Source organism: Belliella baltica DSM 15883 (assembly GCF_000265405.1).
GTDB lineage: Bacteria > Bacteroidota > Bacteroidia > Cytophagales > Cyclobacteriaceae > Belliella > Belliella baltica.
Genome location: NC_018010.1, coordinates 1,444,755 through 1,461,779, shown reverse-complemented (window position 1 = coordinate 1,461,779; position 17,025 = coordinate 1,444,755). Strand labels below are relative to the sequence as shown.

Here is a 17,025-nt window from a genome sequence, read left to right as displayed (position 1 = left end):
TTGATTAAGCATATCATACAGCAATAGATCTGGCTACTGGTAAAAAAGGGGATCTACAGATATCCAAGAAATCACTCTCTTCAACATAAATAAAAAAGTGAAAGCATAAAAAAACCCGATAATTTTATCGGGTCTTTATTGAAATAATTACTACTACTAGGGACTATCAAGTTAGGATGTTACCCCTTGTAAATATATAAGTTATTGCTGTTATTTCAAAGACATCATTCAAACAACTAAATCATATAATACTGAATAATAGCCACTTATACTAAATATCGATATTTATCTGATGCTTTAAGATATCATCAAATGTCTCCCTTTCTCTGATTAAATAATCTTTCCCACCCAAAATCAATACTTCTGGTGGTCGAAGCCTTGAATTATAATTAGAGGCCATACTGAAACCATAAGCTCCTGCATTTTTTATGGCTAGAATATCTCCTTCTTCTACAGTATTCAATTTTCTATCTGCTGCTATCGTGTCTGTTTCGCAAATATATCCAACCACAGAATAAACATGCTGCTCTCCACCAGTTTTAGAAACATTGAAAACACCATGATACGCATCATACATCATAGGTCTTATCAAATGATTTAATCCAGAATCTACGCCAACAAAAGTAGAGGCTGGTGTAGACTTGATCACATTTGCTCTTGCAAGTAAATATCCACTCTCACTTACGATAAATTTTCCTGGTTCAAACCACAACTCTAGCTCTTTTCCATACTCTTTACAAAATTGCTGAAAAGCTACAGATACTTTCTTGCCAACATCCATGATGTCTGTAGAAATATCTCCTTCTTTATAAGCCACTTTGAAACCTCCTCCAAAATCCAAAAACATTAAATCCTTAAATTCTTTTGCAGCATCAAATAGTATTTCGGCTCCTTTTAAAAACACCTCTGCTTCCAATATATCCGAACCCGTGTGTACATGAAGCCCTATGACATTCAAATCATACTCTTTTACAACTTTGAGAATATGCTTCAATTGTAAAATTGAAATTCCAAATTTACTATCAATGTGGCCTACAGAAATTTTTGCATTTCCTCCCGCCATAATATGTGGATTGAGCCTAATGCAGACAGGTACACTATTTCCATAAACCCTTCCAAAATGCTCCAACATTGGAATATTGTCCAAATTAATCATGACTTTCATGTCTACAGCCTCCTTGATTTCATCAAAAGACACACAGTTTGGAGTGTACATAATTTCATTCGGATCAAACCCCACATGCAGCCCCAACTTGACTTCCTCTATTGAAACTGCATCCATGCCTGTCCCAGCTTTTTTGAGCAGTTTCAGTATATTGATATTAGAAAGGGCCTTTGTAGCATATTTTATTTTCATGTTTACACCTGAAAATGCATCCTGCAAAAGCTTTACTTGATTGACAATTTTCTCACCATCATAAACATATACAGGTGTACCATATTTTTCTGCCAAATCAGCTACTCCAATTCCTTGGATCTGATAAGTTTGATCGATTAATTTCATAACAATAAATTGAGTGGCAAAGATAGGGATTGAAAAATAAAAAAAAGGAAGACCTGAGTCTTCCTTTTCGGTATTATGCAAGCTTTCGCTTTATTTAAGAAACAATTAAACAACGATCAAAAATAGTAAAGGTTTTTTTGAAATGAATATTTTACACTTCTAAACTGCTGTTAAAAGATGTTAAGCCTCTCAAAGACTTCATGATAAACTATAAATTTGCAACATGTCTAAGTCCAAAATGAAGTTAATTATCATCCTGATGACGCTCGCAAGCTTTGGCTTGATCGGGTTTCAGTTCTATTGGGTGAGTAATGCACTTAGAATTAGTGAAGAGAGATTTGAACAAAACATTTATCAGTCATTGAACTCTACTATTTCATACCTTGAAAAAGGAGAAACTAGTGATATTTATTTAAGCTATCTGGCAAAGGACACGCTAATGCAGCAGGCTTTGTTTGAAAAAATAGATCCAATAGAGATTCAAGTTATACAGCGTCCTATCAGCAGAAGGAGACCATCCTTAGCCGACTCAGTAATGCAACAACCTATCCCTCAGTTTAGTCAACAATTCAAAAGAATAATAGAATCCACAGGTTTTAGCATCGAAATACTCTCAGACCTTGACAATTTTCTCAATAACCTCACCCCGGAGACGGCAGCTTCCATATTAACTCCAGATGAAATGCAAGTGCTCTTGCAAGAGCGCGAAAGACAATATGCCTATCTCAGTCAGGCAGAAATTACCTATCGAGGTTGGAAATCTAATAGAGTTGAAATAGCAATAGAGCGAGACTATGATATACCAAAGGATCTTTTCGAAAAAATAAGGAGAACAAACGAGAAAATCGAAGCCACCAATAGAGCTATGGAAGAACTTTTACAAGGTCAAAAGGATGTCTTGAGCAGGATCGATACAAGTAAGGTAGCCGTTTATATTTCTAACTTATTAAAGGAAAGAGGTATCAATCAATCTTTTGATTTAGCGATCAAAGACGACCAAGGGACAATAATCCCAATCAAGCCGATCAAAGATGTATTTAAATTAGTAAGAGATGGTCAGCAGGCACTTTTGTTTCCAAGTGATATTATAGGTAGGGAAAACTACCTCATGATTAATTTCCCAACCAAAAAACTTTACGTACTTCAACAAATATGGCTACCAGTTTTGAGTTCATTGATATTTATAGGAATTATAATTTTCTGTTTTGTATATGCGATCAAGGTAATTATTAGACAGAAAAATCTGTCAGAAATCAAAAACGATTTCATCAATAACATGACGCATGAGTTCAAAACTCCAATAGCTACTGTTAGCTTAGCTGTAGAAGCTTTGCAGGATCCTGATTTGGCCAATCAAGACACATTCCGAAATAGATATTTGAGCATTATTAAAGACGAGAACAAAAGACTTGGAACTCAGGTGGAGAAAGTACTTCAATCTGCCACTCTAGATAAAAAAGATTTTAAGCTAAAGATTGAAAAAATCAAAATTCCTGAAATGCTCTCTACAGCAGTTCGTCAGTTTGAATTGCAAATAGAAAATAAAGGAGGTGAAATCAAGTTTGAGAATCAGCTCAAGAATGAAATCATCGAAGGGGATGCCTTTCACCTATCACATATGATCAATAACTTACTCGACAATGCAAACAAATACTCCAAAGAAAACCCTTCTATAAAAATTAAAGCGTGGGACAATAAGGAAGAAGTGTTTATTTCAATCGAGGATAATGGCATAGGAATGTCAAAAGATGCTTTGAAGAAAATTTTTGATAAATTTTATCGTGTCCCAATGGGAAATCTGCATGACGTCAAGGGTTTCGGACTAGGATTATCTTATGTCAAGACAATGCTCGAAGCACACCATGGTGAAATTCAGGTGAGCAGCGAACAAGGAAAAGGAAGTATATTTACACTAAAACTACCAAGAAAACAATGAGTAAACCTAACCTTTTGATCGTAGAAGATGACCCGAACCTTGGGGATATCTTGAATGAATATCTGACCATGAAAGGATACGAAACCACGCTCTGCAGAGATGGAGAAGAAGGGTGGTCCAAATTCAAAAAAGATAAATTCCACCTTTGCATTTTGGATATCATGATGCCTAAAAAAGATGGGTTTACTTTAGGCAAAGAAATTAAGAAAGTTCAGGAGGATCTTCCTATTATTTATCTCTCAGCCAAAAATCTAAAAGAAGATGTGATTGAAGGATTAAAAATCGGGGCAGATGATTACATCACCAAACCCTTTAGTATGGAAGAATTGCTACTTCGAATTGCAGCTATTCTCAAAAGAACTCAAAAAAATGTGGAAAATCAAAATCTAAAAACACTGGTTTTTGGAGATTTTACGCTTCACTACGACGAGCAGCAAATTGAAGGGCCAAGCGGAAAGCATAAACTGACCTCAAAGGAAAATGAGTTGATCAGGTTACTTGCTTCGGAAATGAATAAACTGGTAAATAGAAGTCATGCTTTGAAGCAAATTTGGGGAGATGATAGCTATTTCAATGCTAGAAGCATGGATGTTTACTTAAGCAAAATAAGGAAAATTCTTAAAGAAGATCCTAGAGTTCAAATTATCACGATTCATGGTGAAGGCTTCAAAATGGTCGTGACAGAATAATTGAAATTCAAATCTTTAATAAAAAAAAGGCCCTATTTAATCAAGTTAAATAGGCCCTTTTACTTTTAAAAATGTTTTTTCGAAGTCAGAATTTATTCCTCTTTTCCTGCACCTTTAAAATGGTCTGATTTGTTTGCAAAGAGAATATTGAATGTAGTCAGTGAACCATAAGCTCTAGTGATATATTGCTGCAGATGAACTCGATCTTCATCATCAAGCTTTGGATGATTATTGATATTTTGTTCAAGTACACGCAAGCGTTCTCTTACCATCACGATTTTATGAAAGAAAGTTTCGATAGGTATTTCTTTATTGCTTAGTTCAGGATTGAATGGATTCATTATCAAATTCCCTTTGATCCATTTTTGAGCCATTTCCACTTTCGAAACTTCTGCTTTTGGCTGATTTCTTTTTATCACATTTTCAACTGCCTTTTCAATATCAAAAATTGAAATTGCTTGAAAATCTGATTCCTTTTTTTCAATCATTTCAAAATTTGGAAAGTCCCTAGCAATAGTTTTTACCTCAGCAATAAAGTTAAAATAGATTTTATAATAGGTAGCATCTACCTCCACGATTACTCCCTTTCCAAACTTTGGGTGTCTGATTTGACTACCAATTCCTAAATCGACTGTTGACATAAATAGCAAATTATATAACCTGACAAAAATAAAATTAATCCTGCCAAATTAACAATCAAAATTCTAATCTCCCCAAAAACTATACTTATTCTAAGGGTTTTTTTAACAGATCTAAGGGATTTGATGTTTTAGACAAATTTAAAATAATATATGGTCTAGATGGAATGGTATTTGATCAAAAGGAAGAAATATGTTAATTAATGATTTAATAAAATAAAATTTCGAAATTTTAAAAATCATAACTAAATAGAAAATCTTTTCATCTAAATATAAACAATCATGCAACCCGCAACGCTTCTCATCAAATATGGTGGGAATGCCATGATCAATCAAGAATTAAAATTACAAATCGCAAGCGCACTCAATACGCTTAAATTAGCTGGTCATAAAATAGTTCTTGTTCATGGCGGAGGCCCATTTATCAATAAGGCCTTAGAGAAAGCTCAAATCACTTCTGAATTTATTGAAGGTCAACGACAAACCAATGCTGAGGCACTTTTTGAAATCCAAAAAACTTTGATCGGTGAAGTCAATGCTGATCTTGTTCAATTATTTTCGAATAACAACTTATCTGCCGTAGGGCTTTCAGGCTTGGACGCAGGAATGGTTCAAGTTGAAAAAAAAATATTGAGCAGAAAAAACGCATCTGGAGAACTTGACAACATCGATTTAGGAAGAGTTGGACAAGTCAAAAAAGTGGACTCAAGTCTGATTCAATCACTTTTATCAAATCACTATACTCCTGTAATCGCATGTATAGGTGCTGATGAATCTGGTATAGCATACAATGTAAATGCAGATGATTTTGCTGGAGAAATAGCTTCTGCCCTTCATGCAGACTATTACATTTCATTGACAGATGTAGATGGCTTATATGAAAACTATCCGGATCCTGCTTCCTTGATTTCAACAATTCCATTAGAAGATCTTCCAAAATTATATGGTTCAATTATTCAGGGAGGAATGATTCCAAAAATTCAATCTTGTGAATTAGCACTAAAAAAAGGAGTGAAAAATGCTTTGATTATTAACGGGACGAAACCAGAACAACTATTAGATTTTTTTGAAAAAAACATAAGATTAGGAACAACAATCACACAATAATCCATGGAAAATATAGATTTACACACCATAGACAAGAAGTATTACTTACCTACTTTCAACCGAATTCCAATCACTTTTTTGAAAGGTTCAGGAAGTAGGTTATGGGATATAGAAAACAAAGAATATATCGATATGCTCGCAGGAATTGCAGTGACGAATGTTGGTCATTGCCACCCAAAAGTGGTCAAATCTATTCAAGACCAAGCAGCTGAACTGATGCATATCAGTAATTTTTTTGTAAGCCCAATGCAAGTCGCACTATCGGAACTCTTGGTCAAGATCTCAAAATTAGACAGGGTTTTTTTCACAAATAGCGGTGCAGAATCTGTAGAAGGAGCGATCAAAATCGCACGTAGATATGCACATAGCATAGGCCGAGGTGGAAAGATTGTTTCTATGCAAAATTCATTTCACGGTAGAACGCTCGCTACAATCGCAACAGGTCAACCGAAATATCAAGAAGGGTTTGCTCCAATTCCACAAGGATTTGTACAAGTTCCTTTTAATGATTTGGACGCCATAAAAGCGATTGTTTCCGAAGAAATAGCTGGAATAATTGTAGAACCTATTCAAGGTGAAGGAGGGATCAGGCCTGCCAACAAAGAATATCTAGAAGGTTTGAGAAAAATTTGTGACGAAAACAACATTGCATTAATATTTGATGAGATTCAATCTGGTATTGGAAGAACAGGTAATTGGTTTGCCAAAGACCATTATGGAGTCCAACCTGATATTTTGACTTCTGCCAAAGGGCTTGGAGGTGGTATGCCTATCGGTGCATTTTTATGTAATGAAAAGATCGCCAATGCTATTCAATTTGGCGATCATGGAACTACTTTCGGCGGAAACCCGCTCGCAGCAGCTGCTTCTATGGCTACTCTTTCAGCAATAGTGGAAGAAAACCTCACACAAGCAGCTAAAGAAAAGGGGGATTGGCTGATGAAGCGACTTAATGAATTGAAGGAGAAATTTCCAGTGATCAAAGAAGTTAGAGGTTTAGGTTTGATGATCGGAGTAGAACTCACGGAACCGGCTCTGCCTTATATGCAGCAGCTTCTTAAGGAGGGAGTCGTTGCAAACGCAACCGCTGTAAATGTGCTTAGATTGGTTCCTGCACTAAATATAAGTAAAACTGAATTGAACTCATTTTTGAAGGCTTTAGAGAAGGTTTTAAAAATGAAGGAAGGAGAGAAAAATGGAAAATAAAAAACATAAGATAGCTATCGTTGGTGCGACTGGGTTTACTGGTTCTGAACTCGCAAGACTTCTTTGTCAGCATGAAAATGTTACCATCAAACACATCACTTCAGAAAGACACCAAGGGAAGCTGTTCTCAGATTTACATGCTCAATTTTTAGGAATTATAGATCAAGAATTGGAAAGTGCTGATGTGATAAAAGAATCCGAACTTGATGTGATTTTCTTAGCCCTTCCTCACGGCGTGTCTATGGATTTTGTCAAAAAGTGGAAGCATAAGAAAAGTAAAATCATCGATTTATCTGGTGACTTCAGACTTTCTACACCAGAGGTTTACAAAAATTGGTACCAAAAAGACCACGTTTTCATAGAGGGTTTTGAACATGCTGTATATGGTCAGCCAGAATTATTTGCTGACCAAATCAAAAAAAGTAGTTTGGTTGCAAATCCAGGTTGCTATCCGACAGCATCTATTTTGAGCCTTGCTCCACTTATCTCAGCGGGTTTAATTCAAGAAGGTTCTGTCATCATTGATGCAAAATCGGGATTGACAGGAGCAGGTATAAAAGCGAATGACACCACGCATTTTTCAAATGTAAATGAAAACTTCAAAGCATATGGTATTGGAATTCATCGACATACAGTTGAAATTGAAGAGCAATTTTCAATTTTAGGAAAATCAAAAGTGCAAGTTCAATTTACCCCGCACTTATTGCCGATTGATAGGGGCATTTTAGCTACATCCTACGCAAACACTACTAGGAAACTTGATCAAGAAAGCTTAATTTCAATGTATACTGATTTTTACAAAGAAAAACCATTTGTCAGAATTCGAAATAGCGCTCCAAGTATCAAAGATGTTCGAGGAAGTCATTATTGTGATATTTTCCCCTTTTGGGATCAAAGAACAGATAGGGTAATCGCTATTTCCGCTATAGATAATTTACTCAAAGGAGCCGCAAGTCAAGCAGTTCACAACATGAATTTGATGCTTGGTTTAGATGAAAAAACAGGTTTAGAACAAACACCACTCAGACCTTAAGAAAAAGTTATGATCAAGAATATTACAAATGTAAAAGGAATTAAATGCTGGGGTGCACACACAGGTGTGAAATCTATGCGCAGGGACTTGGCAATTATTTACTCTGAAGTACCAGCAGCAGCAGCAGCTGTATTTACGCAAAATAAAGTCCGCGCCGAACCGATTGAGATTAGCGAAAGGAATATAGCAAATAATCAAGCGCAAGTGATCGTATGTAATGCAGGAAATGCAAATGCCTGCACAGGAGAACAAGGTAGATTGGGTGCTGAAGCTATGATGAAAGTCACGGCAGAATTACTGAATATCCCTGAGGAAGATGTGATTCTTGCTTCTACGGGGCTGATTGGTGAGCCATTCCCAACAGAGGATGTGGTAGAAGGCATCAGAAATAACATTCACAAACTAAGCGATGATGCGAAAGCAGGCTCTTTTGTGGCAAATGCTATTTTGACTACTGATACTTTTGCCAAAGAAGGATTTGTAGAATTCGTCCATGATGGCAAAGAAATCAACATGGGAGGAATAGCTAAGGGGTCAGGAATGATTCATCCTAATATGGCAACAATGCTCAATTTTATTGTGACTGATCTTAATATTGACAAAAAACTTTTAGATAAAGCACTAAGATATTGTGTAGATCGCTCTTTCAATATGATTACCGTAGATGGCGATACTTCCACAAATGATATGGTTGCTATTATGGCTAACGGAATGGCTCAAAATAAAATAATAGCTAAAGAAGACGAACCTGAGTATATTATTTTTAGAGAAAAATTACTTGAGCTAATGACCCATCTAGCAAAACTAATTGTGTCTGATGGTGAAGGAGCTTCGAAGTTTATAGAGTATAAAGTTACCAAAGCTAGAACAGAAGAAACGGCAAGGAAGCTTGTCAGAGCGATTTCTGATTCCACATTGGTCAAGACTGCGATGTTTGGTCGTGATCCCAATTGGGGAAGAATTATTGCTGCTTGTGGCAATGCAGGTATCAACTTCAATTACAAAAAAGTGAATCTATTTATCGGAGATTCTGAACATTTGATTCAAGTTTTGGAAAAGGGGCAACCGCTTCCCATAGATAAAAATTATATCAAAAAACTCCTTAGAGAATCTCAAATCAGGATTCATTTGGAAGTCAACAATGGGAAAGAACAAGGTATAGGATGGGGTTCAGACCTTACCACAGATTATGTGCTATTTAATTCTGTATATACCACTTAAGCTCACAAATAAAAAAGGCTCCTCAATCGGGAGCCATTTTTACTTTATCCAATCTAGATAATTGTCCTGATGGATCACTTCAAACTTCGCTTCAGGATAGGCCTTTCTCCATGCTGCTGGCGGCTTGATACTTTTATTAAGTTGATACTTGAATTCAAAACCTCTCAGCTGATCACCTTCTTCTTCAACCCAGTCCAATTCTTGCTGATCATAAGTTCTCCAAAAGTAATTATTACAATTGATCTGATGGTAACTCTGATATTTGAGTCTTTCCATAGCTAGATAATTCTCCCACAAGTCGCCAACATCCATACGCATATCCAATCTATTGAAATTCTGAATAATGGCATTTCGGATCCCGTTATCATAAAAATACCATCGACTACTTTTGGAAATTTCTTTCCGCAAGTTTTTACTATAACCTCCAACTTTGTACACTACAAATACTTTTGACAGGAGATCCAAATATCGCTCCACTGTATTCTTGGACATTCCCAATTGCTTGCCTAATTCCTCCAGCGAAACTTCCTTGCCAATTTGAAATGCAATCAACTTCAAAAGGGAAAAGAGCTTAGCTGAATTTCGTAAGTTATCATAAATCAAAATATCCTTCAGTAAATAATCATTCATGACTTCCTTTAAATATTCTTCCTTGTCTTTCCAATTCGGATATTGATCAAGCTCTGGATAACTCCCAAAGATTAGCCTTTCTTCTCTGTTGATGATTGTTGTTCGAAAATCTTCAAGTTTACTAATTTCCATTTGAGCTAATGGATAAAGATAAAGTGTACTTTTTCGACCAACGAGAGGTTCTCCTACTTGGTGATAAAGGTCAAAAGCAGAAGAACCCGAAGCGATGACTTTTATCCCATCAATACTATCCACAATCAATTTTAGAATCATGCCGATGTCAGGAATATGTTGCGCTTCATCGATGATTAAATACGATTTTCCTTCCAACAACCTTTTATAATTAGCAACCGATCTTTCACTCAGCAAACCTATATCTAAAACATCATCCCCATTTAAAACTAAGCAATCGCCCTCCGGTAAGGTTTTCAAATAGTTCTTAATAAACACAGTTTTTCCTACCCTTCTAGGTCCAATAAGCAAAACAACCTTGTTGGGACGTAGTTTTTTTTGAAATAAAGATAATATTGCTCTTGGGTATTTCATTTAAACAACTGTTAATCAACACAAAGTTGAATAAAATTAAGTTAAATCGCAAATATACTGACGGTATTAACATTAATTTCGTCAGTTAATTGACGGTATTAACATTAATTCCGTCATTTAACTGACGTTATTAACATTTTTGAATCGTTTAAAACTTCCTATATTTTTTGAATAATCTCTAATAACCAATCTTTAAATAATATTAAAGAAGGGCAAAACCTTTTGAGAAAACAAAAAGTTAATATTTCATGATCGAACACTTTTTTTATTGCCCTTACTGCTCTGAGGAAATTTCTATGCTCCTAGACCCCTCCATAGTAAGACAGCAATACATAGAGGATTGTGAAGTTTGTTGTAACCCAATAGAATTGCGTTTTGAGGTTGAAGAAAGTGGATTGATCTATTTTGAAGCCGATTCAATTGAACAATAATGTTATTTCACGAACAAGAATCTTTATCAGAAATCTTCCATTCTGTTAGACATGAACTTCACCGAGGTGCACTTGATCACAAGCACCCATTTCGCTATATCGCACTAGCCACACAAACTGAGGAAGATCTAGACCTGCGCTATGTAGTCTTGAGGGAAGTAGATGATGATTTGAATTTTTATATATTCAGTGATTCTAGAACACGCAAAGTCTTCCACGCCAATACAAATCCCAAAGTGGCTGTCCTCTTATATCATCCAAATAAGAAAATACAAATCCGAGTTAAAGGTCAAGCTACAGTTCATCAAAGAGATGATCTGAGCACCAAAATGTGGACACGTGTTCAAGGAGATGGTAAGAAAGCTTACAATCCAAGGGTGGCGCCTGGTAGCAGAATTGCCCACCCAGAAGAGGCACATCAATGGCCAGAAACAATGGATGATGAAAACTTTACAGTAATCAAAATCTCACCCAACCATATAGATGCTCTACAACTTAATGCACAAGAGCATCTAAGAGTAGAGTTTTCCAAAAACAATGACGATTGGGAAATGAATTGGATTGCGCCTTAAGGCAAATAATTTGAGCTTGAAAAAAAATTGGAGGACTGAGTACTGTTCCATAAGATTTGAGAACTTATAATGGACTTTTATTCAATGAATAAAGTTGTTGCATGTTCATTTTTAATCACCGAAACCTGATTGGTTTTGAACAAGCCATTCAATATACTTTCTTGACTTTTTCCTCTTTATTTCAATTTCTCGTTTAAGTGATAAAGTCTTGTCTTCAAATTGTTCTGCATATACAATTTCCCAAAACGGCGAACCTGATTTAGTAGATGGAGTTGACCCTGCATTATGATGCCTTAGCCTCGATTCTAAATCATCAGTAGAACCAACATAGTACTTGTTCGTCTTAGTCGAGAATAGAATGTAGGTAAAATACATCAAGGAAAATAAACAAAGAGGCTGTCTCATAAGTCTCTTTTTAAAAAAAATGAAAGGTTACCAAATTTCTCGGGTAGCCTTTTTCTTGTTTAACTCAAAATTGTTATTTTGAGGTGTGCAAAAACAAGACTCAAATATAGTCTTTAAAGACTATGATCACAACCAGTTGATGCTCCTTCCCCACAATTTGGGTGACCTTCTTCCATCAGAGCATCCCGTCCGTGTAGTCAGCACGGTCGTAGACAAGATAAACATCCAGCCGATCTTTTCGCAGTACAGCAATATGGGAGCGAGCAGTTACCATCCCCGTATGCTGTTGAAGGTACTAATATACGGTTATCTGGAAAACTGCTATTCCTCCCGTAAGCTTGAGAAAGCTGTCCGTGAAAATATCGGTTTCATGTGGCTCTCGGGCATGCAGCGACCCGACCATAATACCATCAATCGTTTCCGGGGGGAAAAGCTCCGTGAAGTGATCCGGGAGATTTTTTCACAGGTAGTGCTCATGCTTTACGACGAAGGGCTTCTGGACATAAAAGACGTTTATACAGACGGGACTAAAATAGAGGCCAACGCCAACAGGTACACCTTTGTCTGGGGAAAGGCTGTCAAGAAGAGCAGGGAGAGGATTGCAAAGCAGCTTCAGGAGCTCTGGGATTACGCTGCCGATACGGCAAAGGAAGAACTCGGACAGCCCGAAGAGAAGTTTGAGAATCCCAGTCCCCAAAAAGTACTTGAAACCGTTGAGAAGATCAACACGGCACTACAGGGCAAAGAAGTTGATCCCAAAGTGAGACAGAAGCTCAGGTATGCAGAGAAAAACTGGCCAGGAAAGCTTGCCGAATATGAACAGAAGGAGAAGACCTTACTGGAACGCAACAGCTATTCAAAAACCGATGAAGATGCCACTTTCATGCGGATGAAGGAAGATCACATGAAAAACGGGCAGCTTAAACCCGGCTATAACCTCCAGCTCAGTACCCACGGACACTTTGTGGTCAACTATACCCTGCACCAAAAACCCAACGATACCACCACACTTATCCCGCATATCGATGCCTACCGGCAGATGTACGGAGCTTATCCCGAAACGCTGACTGCCGATGCGGGGTACGGAAGCGAGGAAAACTATGCTGCCCTCGAGCAGAACGGTACATCAGCGTATGTAAAGTATAATTACTTCCATAAGGAACTCAGAGAAGAAAACAAGAAAAACAGGGAATACAGACTACTTGAAAACCTGTATTACGACAGCCAAAAGGACAGGTGTATCTGCCCGATGGGACAGCCAATGGAAAGGAACGGTACCAGAACCAGGACAACAGCGACAGGATACAAACAAGAATACGCAAGATATACAGCATCAAAATGTGTGGGATGTCCTTTGGCTGCTTCCTGCAGGCCGGGAAAGGGAAACAAAACCATTGAAGTCAACAGGGCATTGGAACGGTATAAATCAGAAGCAAAACAAAAGCTGACCTCTCCCGAGGGAATCCAAAAAAGAAAGCAGCGGGCCACAGACGTCGAACCTGTATTCGGACACCTTAAGCAAAACAAGGGGATGAAGAGGTATGTGCTCAGGGGACTGGAAAAGGTGGAAATTGAAACAGGTCTTCATGCAATCGCCCACAACCTTTCCAGAAAGGCAGCAAAAGCAGCATAATTATCATTTTCGGGAAGATTTAAATCAAAAATATAAGAGAAACATCACCAAATCAGATAGAGTAATAAACCATGCTTTTTGACTAGAGTTCAAAAAATAAGAAGCCGATTTGTTGAAAATCGGCCTCTATTGCTAAATTAGGCTGTTTTTAAAATTTAAATTTATTCAAATTTACTTTTAAGACAGCCTCTTTATTGAGAGTACCGAATTTCAAGACGATCAGGTTTTCTTCCCGACAGGTGTCGGGACGCTCTAAAATCTACTATCTATCAAGAAAATAGGCTTGCAGAATTGCAAGCCATTGTGGAGAATACCCCCTGTCTCGTCCTGAAAATGGTTGACACTTTTATTGTTCAAATATAGTTAGTATTTCAATTTCTAAGAAGTTTGGGATAACTTACAATACCACGATGAAGCGGAGGCAAGCTCTGCTGAGGAGCAACTTGCCAAGGAATAGTCGTTTGGTCCGATAGTGTTGCTATTTTCAGACCGGATCTTAACAGGTTCGGTCTTCTTTTTCCAGCTGTACTTATTCCCAATAACGCGTTCGGTATCATGCCTTAGAAAACCTTCGTCATGTACTTGGTTTGGCGTAAGATTACTCCCCAGTCCTTCGTGCGGTCTCATATCATTATAGATTTTGATGATCTGACTTATATATTTTTGTGCATTGACACCTTGTTCTCTAGCAATATCATCCAACCACTCTTCTTTAAGAATACCGTTTACTCTTTCTGCTATGGCATTTTCATGTGGGGAGGCAGGCTTCGTCATACTGATCCAGACTTTTTTCTTTTTTAAAAGGTCCGTGTAATCATAACTGCAGTACTGTACCCCACGGTCTGAGTGATGAATCAGGGAGTATGGTTCAATGTATTTCTGAGATTGAAAAGCCATTTTTAGGGCATCAAGCGCCGATTCAGCCTTCAGGTCAAAAGAAAGATTCCAGCCCACTATTTTCTGGGAATAAGCATCTGTAATAAGATACAGATACATGACTTCCCTGTTAAGCTCGACATAGGTAATATCGGAGACCCATAACTGGTTGGGTCTTGAGACAACCATATTTTCAACAAGATTATGGTACTTCCTTAGCCAATGATGGCTCTGGGTAGTGAAAAACCTCCTTTTTCTCTTAGTAACTAATAATCCGTTCATACGAAGCAGATCAAACAGTTTATCTCTGCCTATCTTGATTTTATGTAGGGTTAAATCTTTCTTTATCAAAGAATACATTTTTCTCAACCCCCACCTGGATGTTTTAGCCTTCTTCCTGATCTTGAGAACAAAACTTAGCACCAAATCTTCCTCAAATGCCTCTTTACAAACATTATTGATACCTTTATAGTAACCTTGTCTGCTCTTGCCAAACAATCCACAAAGTTGAGCCAAGCTTATCCTTGGCTCTTCTTCTTTGAGTCTTTGAACTGCTTGGCACCAGACTTTTTTTCAAGATCCAGCCCATATTCTTCTTTGGCAATATCGACCATGATCTGATATGCCCTGCCCTTTAACTGGCTAAGCTTCAACTCTTCTTCAAGTTGCTTAATACGAGCTTTTAACTCGTTGTTGGAATCCTGTTTTTCTGACATGTTTCTTAATATCGGAAGAGGGTCCTTAGGAACTCTCCTTTCTAAACCAGCAAAAATCCTCATCCATTCCAAGATAGCGGATTTACTTTTAATTCCATAAACATGCCTTGCTTGTTCTTTAGTCAAAGTACCTGATAGTACTTCCATAACAATTTTTCTCTTTGCCTCCTCAGAGAATTTTTCTGTCTTTCGCATTTTGTCCGATTATAGGTTTACAATTTCTAGTAAAATTGTGTCAACCTATTTCAGTACACGACCCCCGATTCGAACCGGTGGCCTTCCCGACAGGTGTCGGGACGCTCTTCACAACTGTGTTCCAAGAAAAAAGGCTCACAAAATTGCAAGCCTTGGTGGAGAATACCGGATTCGAACCGGTGGCCTCTACACTGCCAGTGTAGCGCTCTAGCCAACTGAGCTAATCCCCCTTATATTTTTCTCCCGAGTAACTCGGTGGTCTTCCCGACAGCAGTCGGGACGATCTAGACAACTGTGCTAATCCCCCTTATATTTTTCTCCCGAGTAACTCGGTGGTCTTCCCGACAGCAGTCGGGACGATCTAGACAACTGTGCTAATCCCCCTTATATTTTTCTCCCGAGTAACTCGGTGGTCTTCCCGACAGCAGTCGGGACGATCTAGACAACTGTGCTAATCCCCCTTATATTTTTCTCCCGAGTAACTCGGTGGTCTTCCCGACAGCAGTCGGGACGATCTAGACAACTGTGCTAATCCCCCTTATATTTTTCTCCCGAGTAACTCGGTGGTCTTCCCGACAGCAGTCGGGACGATCTAGACAACTGTGCTAATCCCCCTTATATTTTTCTCCCGAGTAACTCGGTGGTCTTCCCGACAGCAGTCGGGACGATCTAGACAACTGTGCTAATCCCCCTTATATTTTTCTCCCGAGTAACTCGGTGGTCTTCCCGACAGCAGTCGGGACGATCTAGACAACTGTGCTAATCCCCCTTATATTTTTCTCCCGAGTAACTCGGTGGTCTTCCCGACAGCAGTCGGGACGATCTAGACAACTGTGCTAATCCCCCTTATATTTTTCTCCCGAGTAACTCGGTGGTCTTCCCGACAGCAGTCGGGACGCTCTAGCCAACTGAGCTAATCCCCCTTATATTTTTGCCCTGAGTAACTCAGTGGTCTTCCCGACAACAGTCGGGACGATCTAGTCCCGAAGAATTTCGGGAAGGTACCCCCCTATTGGACTGCAAATATAGAAACGCTTTTCAATTGAGCAAAGGAAATTATCAATCAGCAGAATAATTCACTCTTGTCAAAATACTTCGACCCAAGGTAACTTCGTCAGTATATTCTAACTCTCCTCCTACAGGAATTCCTCGCGCAATTGTACTTACTTTTACGCCATACTCTTTGAGCTTTCGAGTAATATAAAAAGAAGTTGTATCACCTTCCATCGTAGCAGGAAGTGCTAATATTACTTCTTCAACATGATTATCTTGATCTGAAATAGTTATTCGACTGAACAAAGAGTCAATTTTTAATTCGTCAGGACCAACGCCTTGTATCGGGGAGATTACTCCACCTAGCACATGATAGAGACCATCATATTGTGAGGTGTTTTCAATAGCCAATACATCAGGTATTTCTTCAACTACACAGATAATTTTACGATTTCTTCTCTGGCTCATACAAATACTGCATGTATCTGCATCAGAAATATTATGGCAGATTTGACAATATTTGATCTCAGTTCTCAATTTTGTGATCGATTGAGAAAGTGATGTTGTTACAGATTCGTTCTGCTTGAGAAGGTGTAAAGCGAGCCTTAATGCTGTTTTTTTGCCTATTCCAGGGAGGCGGCTGATTTCATTTACAGCATCTTCTATCAATTTTGAAGGGAAATTCACTGGCTAT

At 38.0% G+C, this 17,025-nt stretch carries 16 protein-coding genes and 1 tRNA gene; 9 read left to right on the top strand and 8 right to left on the bottom strand.

All coding sequences use genetic code 11. The features are described from left to right. Positions 1-271 precede the first annotated feature (271 nt). The gene (gene lysA / locus BELBA_RS06770; RefSeq protein WP_041779559.1) at positions 272-1,504 is read right to left on the bottom strand and encodes a diaminopimelate decarboxylase; all 1,233 of its coding nucleotides are present in this window, start codon (positions 1,502-1,504) and stop codon (positions 272-274) included. Between the two features lie 223 nt (positions 1,505-1,727). Between lysA and BELBA_RS06765 the strand changes: the two genes are divergently transcribed. Both BELBA_RS06765 and BELBA_RS06760 read left to right on the top strand, forming a co-directional pair. Continuing rightward, entirely contained in the window at positions 1,728-3,440 is a 1,713-nt protein-coding gene (locus BELBA_RS06765) for a sensor histidine kinase (protein WP_014771994.1), read from the top strand. Beyond that, positions 3,437-4,129 carry a response regulator transcription factor gene (locus tag BELBA_RS06760; protein ID WP_014771993.1) on the top strand — a complete coding sequence of 231 codons (693 nt, stop codon included), beginning with the start codon at positions 3,437-3,439 and terminating at the stop codon, positions 4,127-4,129. Before BELBA_RS06765 ends, BELBA_RS06760 begins: the two co-directional genes overlap by 4 nt. A gap of 92 nt (positions 4,130-4,221) precedes the next feature. Here the strand turns inward: BELBA_RS06760 and BELBA_RS06755 are convergent, their stop codons facing one another. After that, positions 4,222-4,770, bottom strand: a complete 549-nt coding sequence (locus BELBA_RS06755) for a hypothetical protein (RefSeq protein WP_014771992.1) — start codon at positions 4,768-4,770, stop codon at positions 4,222-4,224. Positions 4,771-5,049: 279 nt separating this feature from the next. Between BELBA_RS06755 and argB the strand changes: the two genes are divergently transcribed. The 4 genes from argB to argJ are packed head-to-tail and all read left to right on the top strand — an operon-like array spanning position 5,050 to position 9,334. Beyond that, on the top strand, positions 5,050-5,874 hold the full coding sequence (argB, locus tag BELBA_RS06750; protein ID WP_014771991.1) for an acetylglutamate kinase: 825 nt from the start codon (positions 5,050-5,052) through the stop codon (positions 5,872-5,874). 3 nt (positions 5,875-5,877) lie between these two features. Continuing rightward, positions 5,878-7,080 carry an aspartate aminotransferase family protein gene (locus BELBA_RS06745; protein WP_014771990.1) on the top strand — a complete coding sequence of 401 codons (1,203 nt, stop codon included), beginning with the start codon at positions 5,878-5,880 and terminating at the stop codon, positions 7,078-7,080. Further along, positions 7,070-8,113, top strand: a complete 1,044-nt coding sequence (gene argC, locus BELBA_RS06740) for an N-acetyl-gamma-glutamyl-phosphate reductase (protein ID WP_014771989.1) — start codon at positions 7,070-7,072, stop codon at positions 8,111-8,113. Before BELBA_RS06745 ends, argC begins: the two co-directional genes overlap by 11 nt. Positions 8,114-8,122: 9 nt before the next feature. Beyond that, the gene (argJ, locus tag BELBA_RS06735) at positions 8,123-9,334 is read left to right on the top strand and encodes a bifunctional glutamate N-acetyltransferase/amino-acid acetyltransferase ArgJ (RefSeq protein WP_014771988.1); all 1,212 of its coding nucleotides are present in this window, start codon (positions 8,123-8,125) and stop codon (positions 9,332-9,334) included. Positions 9,335-9,373: 39 nt separating this feature from the next. On the opposite strand, the gene BELBA_RS06730 is transcribed toward argJ, so the two are convergent. Then, complete coding sequence (locus BELBA_RS06730) at positions 9,374-10,510, bottom strand: ATP-binding protein (protein WP_014771987.1); 1,137 nt, start codon at positions 10,508-10,510, stop codon at positions 9,374-9,376. A 248-nt stretch (positions 10,511-10,758) separates the two neighbouring features. Here BELBA_RS06730 and BELBA_RS06725 point away from each other — a divergent pair, with 248 nt between their 5' ends. Then, on the top strand, positions 10,759-10,941 hold the full coding sequence (locus BELBA_RS06725) for a CPXCG motif-containing cysteine-rich protein (protein WP_014771986.1): 183 nt from the start codon (positions 10,759-10,761) through the stop codon (positions 10,939-10,941). Further along, positions 10,941-11,513, top strand: coding sequence for a pyridoxamine 5'-phosphate oxidase family protein (locus BELBA_RS06720; protein ID WP_014771985.1), 573 nt, complete (start codon positions 10,941-10,943; stop codon positions 11,511-11,513). The genes BELBA_RS06725 and BELBA_RS06720 overlap by 1 nt, the downstream gene beginning before the upstream one ends. Positions 11,514-11,624: 111 nt before the next feature. Here BELBA_RS06720 and BELBA_RS06715 read toward each other — a convergent pair whose 3' ends face one another. Next, positions 11,625-11,918, bottom strand: a complete 294-nt coding sequence (locus tag BELBA_RS06715; protein ID WP_014771984.1) for a GIY-YIG nuclease family protein — start codon at positions 11,916-11,918, stop codon at positions 11,625-11,627. Between the two features lie 85 nt (positions 11,919-12,003). Between BELBA_RS06715 and BELBA_RS06710 the strand changes: the two genes are divergently transcribed. Further along, positions 12,004-13,551, top strand: a complete 1,548-nt coding sequence (locus tag BELBA_RS06710) for an IS1182 family transposase (RefSeq protein WP_014771983.1) — start codon at positions 12,004-12,006, stop codon at positions 13,549-13,551. Positions 13,552-13,929: 378 nt separating this feature from the next. Here BELBA_RS06710 and BELBA_RS06705 read toward each other — a convergent pair whose 3' ends face one another. The 4 genes from BELBA_RS06705 to recR form a co-directional block, all read right to left on the bottom strand. Next, positions 13,930-14,943, bottom strand: a complete 1,014-nt coding sequence (locus tag BELBA_RS06705) for an IS3 family transposase (RefSeq protein WP_014771252.1) — start codon at positions 14,941-14,943, stop codon at positions 13,930-13,932. A gap of 2 nt (positions 14,944-14,945) precedes the next feature. Beyond that, a complete protein-coding gene (locus tag BELBA_RS06700; protein ID WP_014770964.1) occupies positions 14,946-15,338 on the bottom strand; it encodes a hypothetical protein in 393 nt (130 codons plus the stop codon). 153 nt (positions 15,339-15,491) lie between these two features. Beyond that, positions 15,492-15,568: transfer RNA gene (locus tag BELBA_RS06695), tRNA-Ala, on the bottom strand. Positions 15,569-16,397: 829 nt separating this feature from the next. After that, entirely contained in the window at positions 16,398-17,018 is a 621-nt protein-coding gene (recR, locus tag BELBA_RS06690) for a recombination mediator RecR (RefSeq protein ID WP_014771982.1), read from the bottom strand. Positions 17,019-17,025 lie beyond the last annotated feature (7 nt).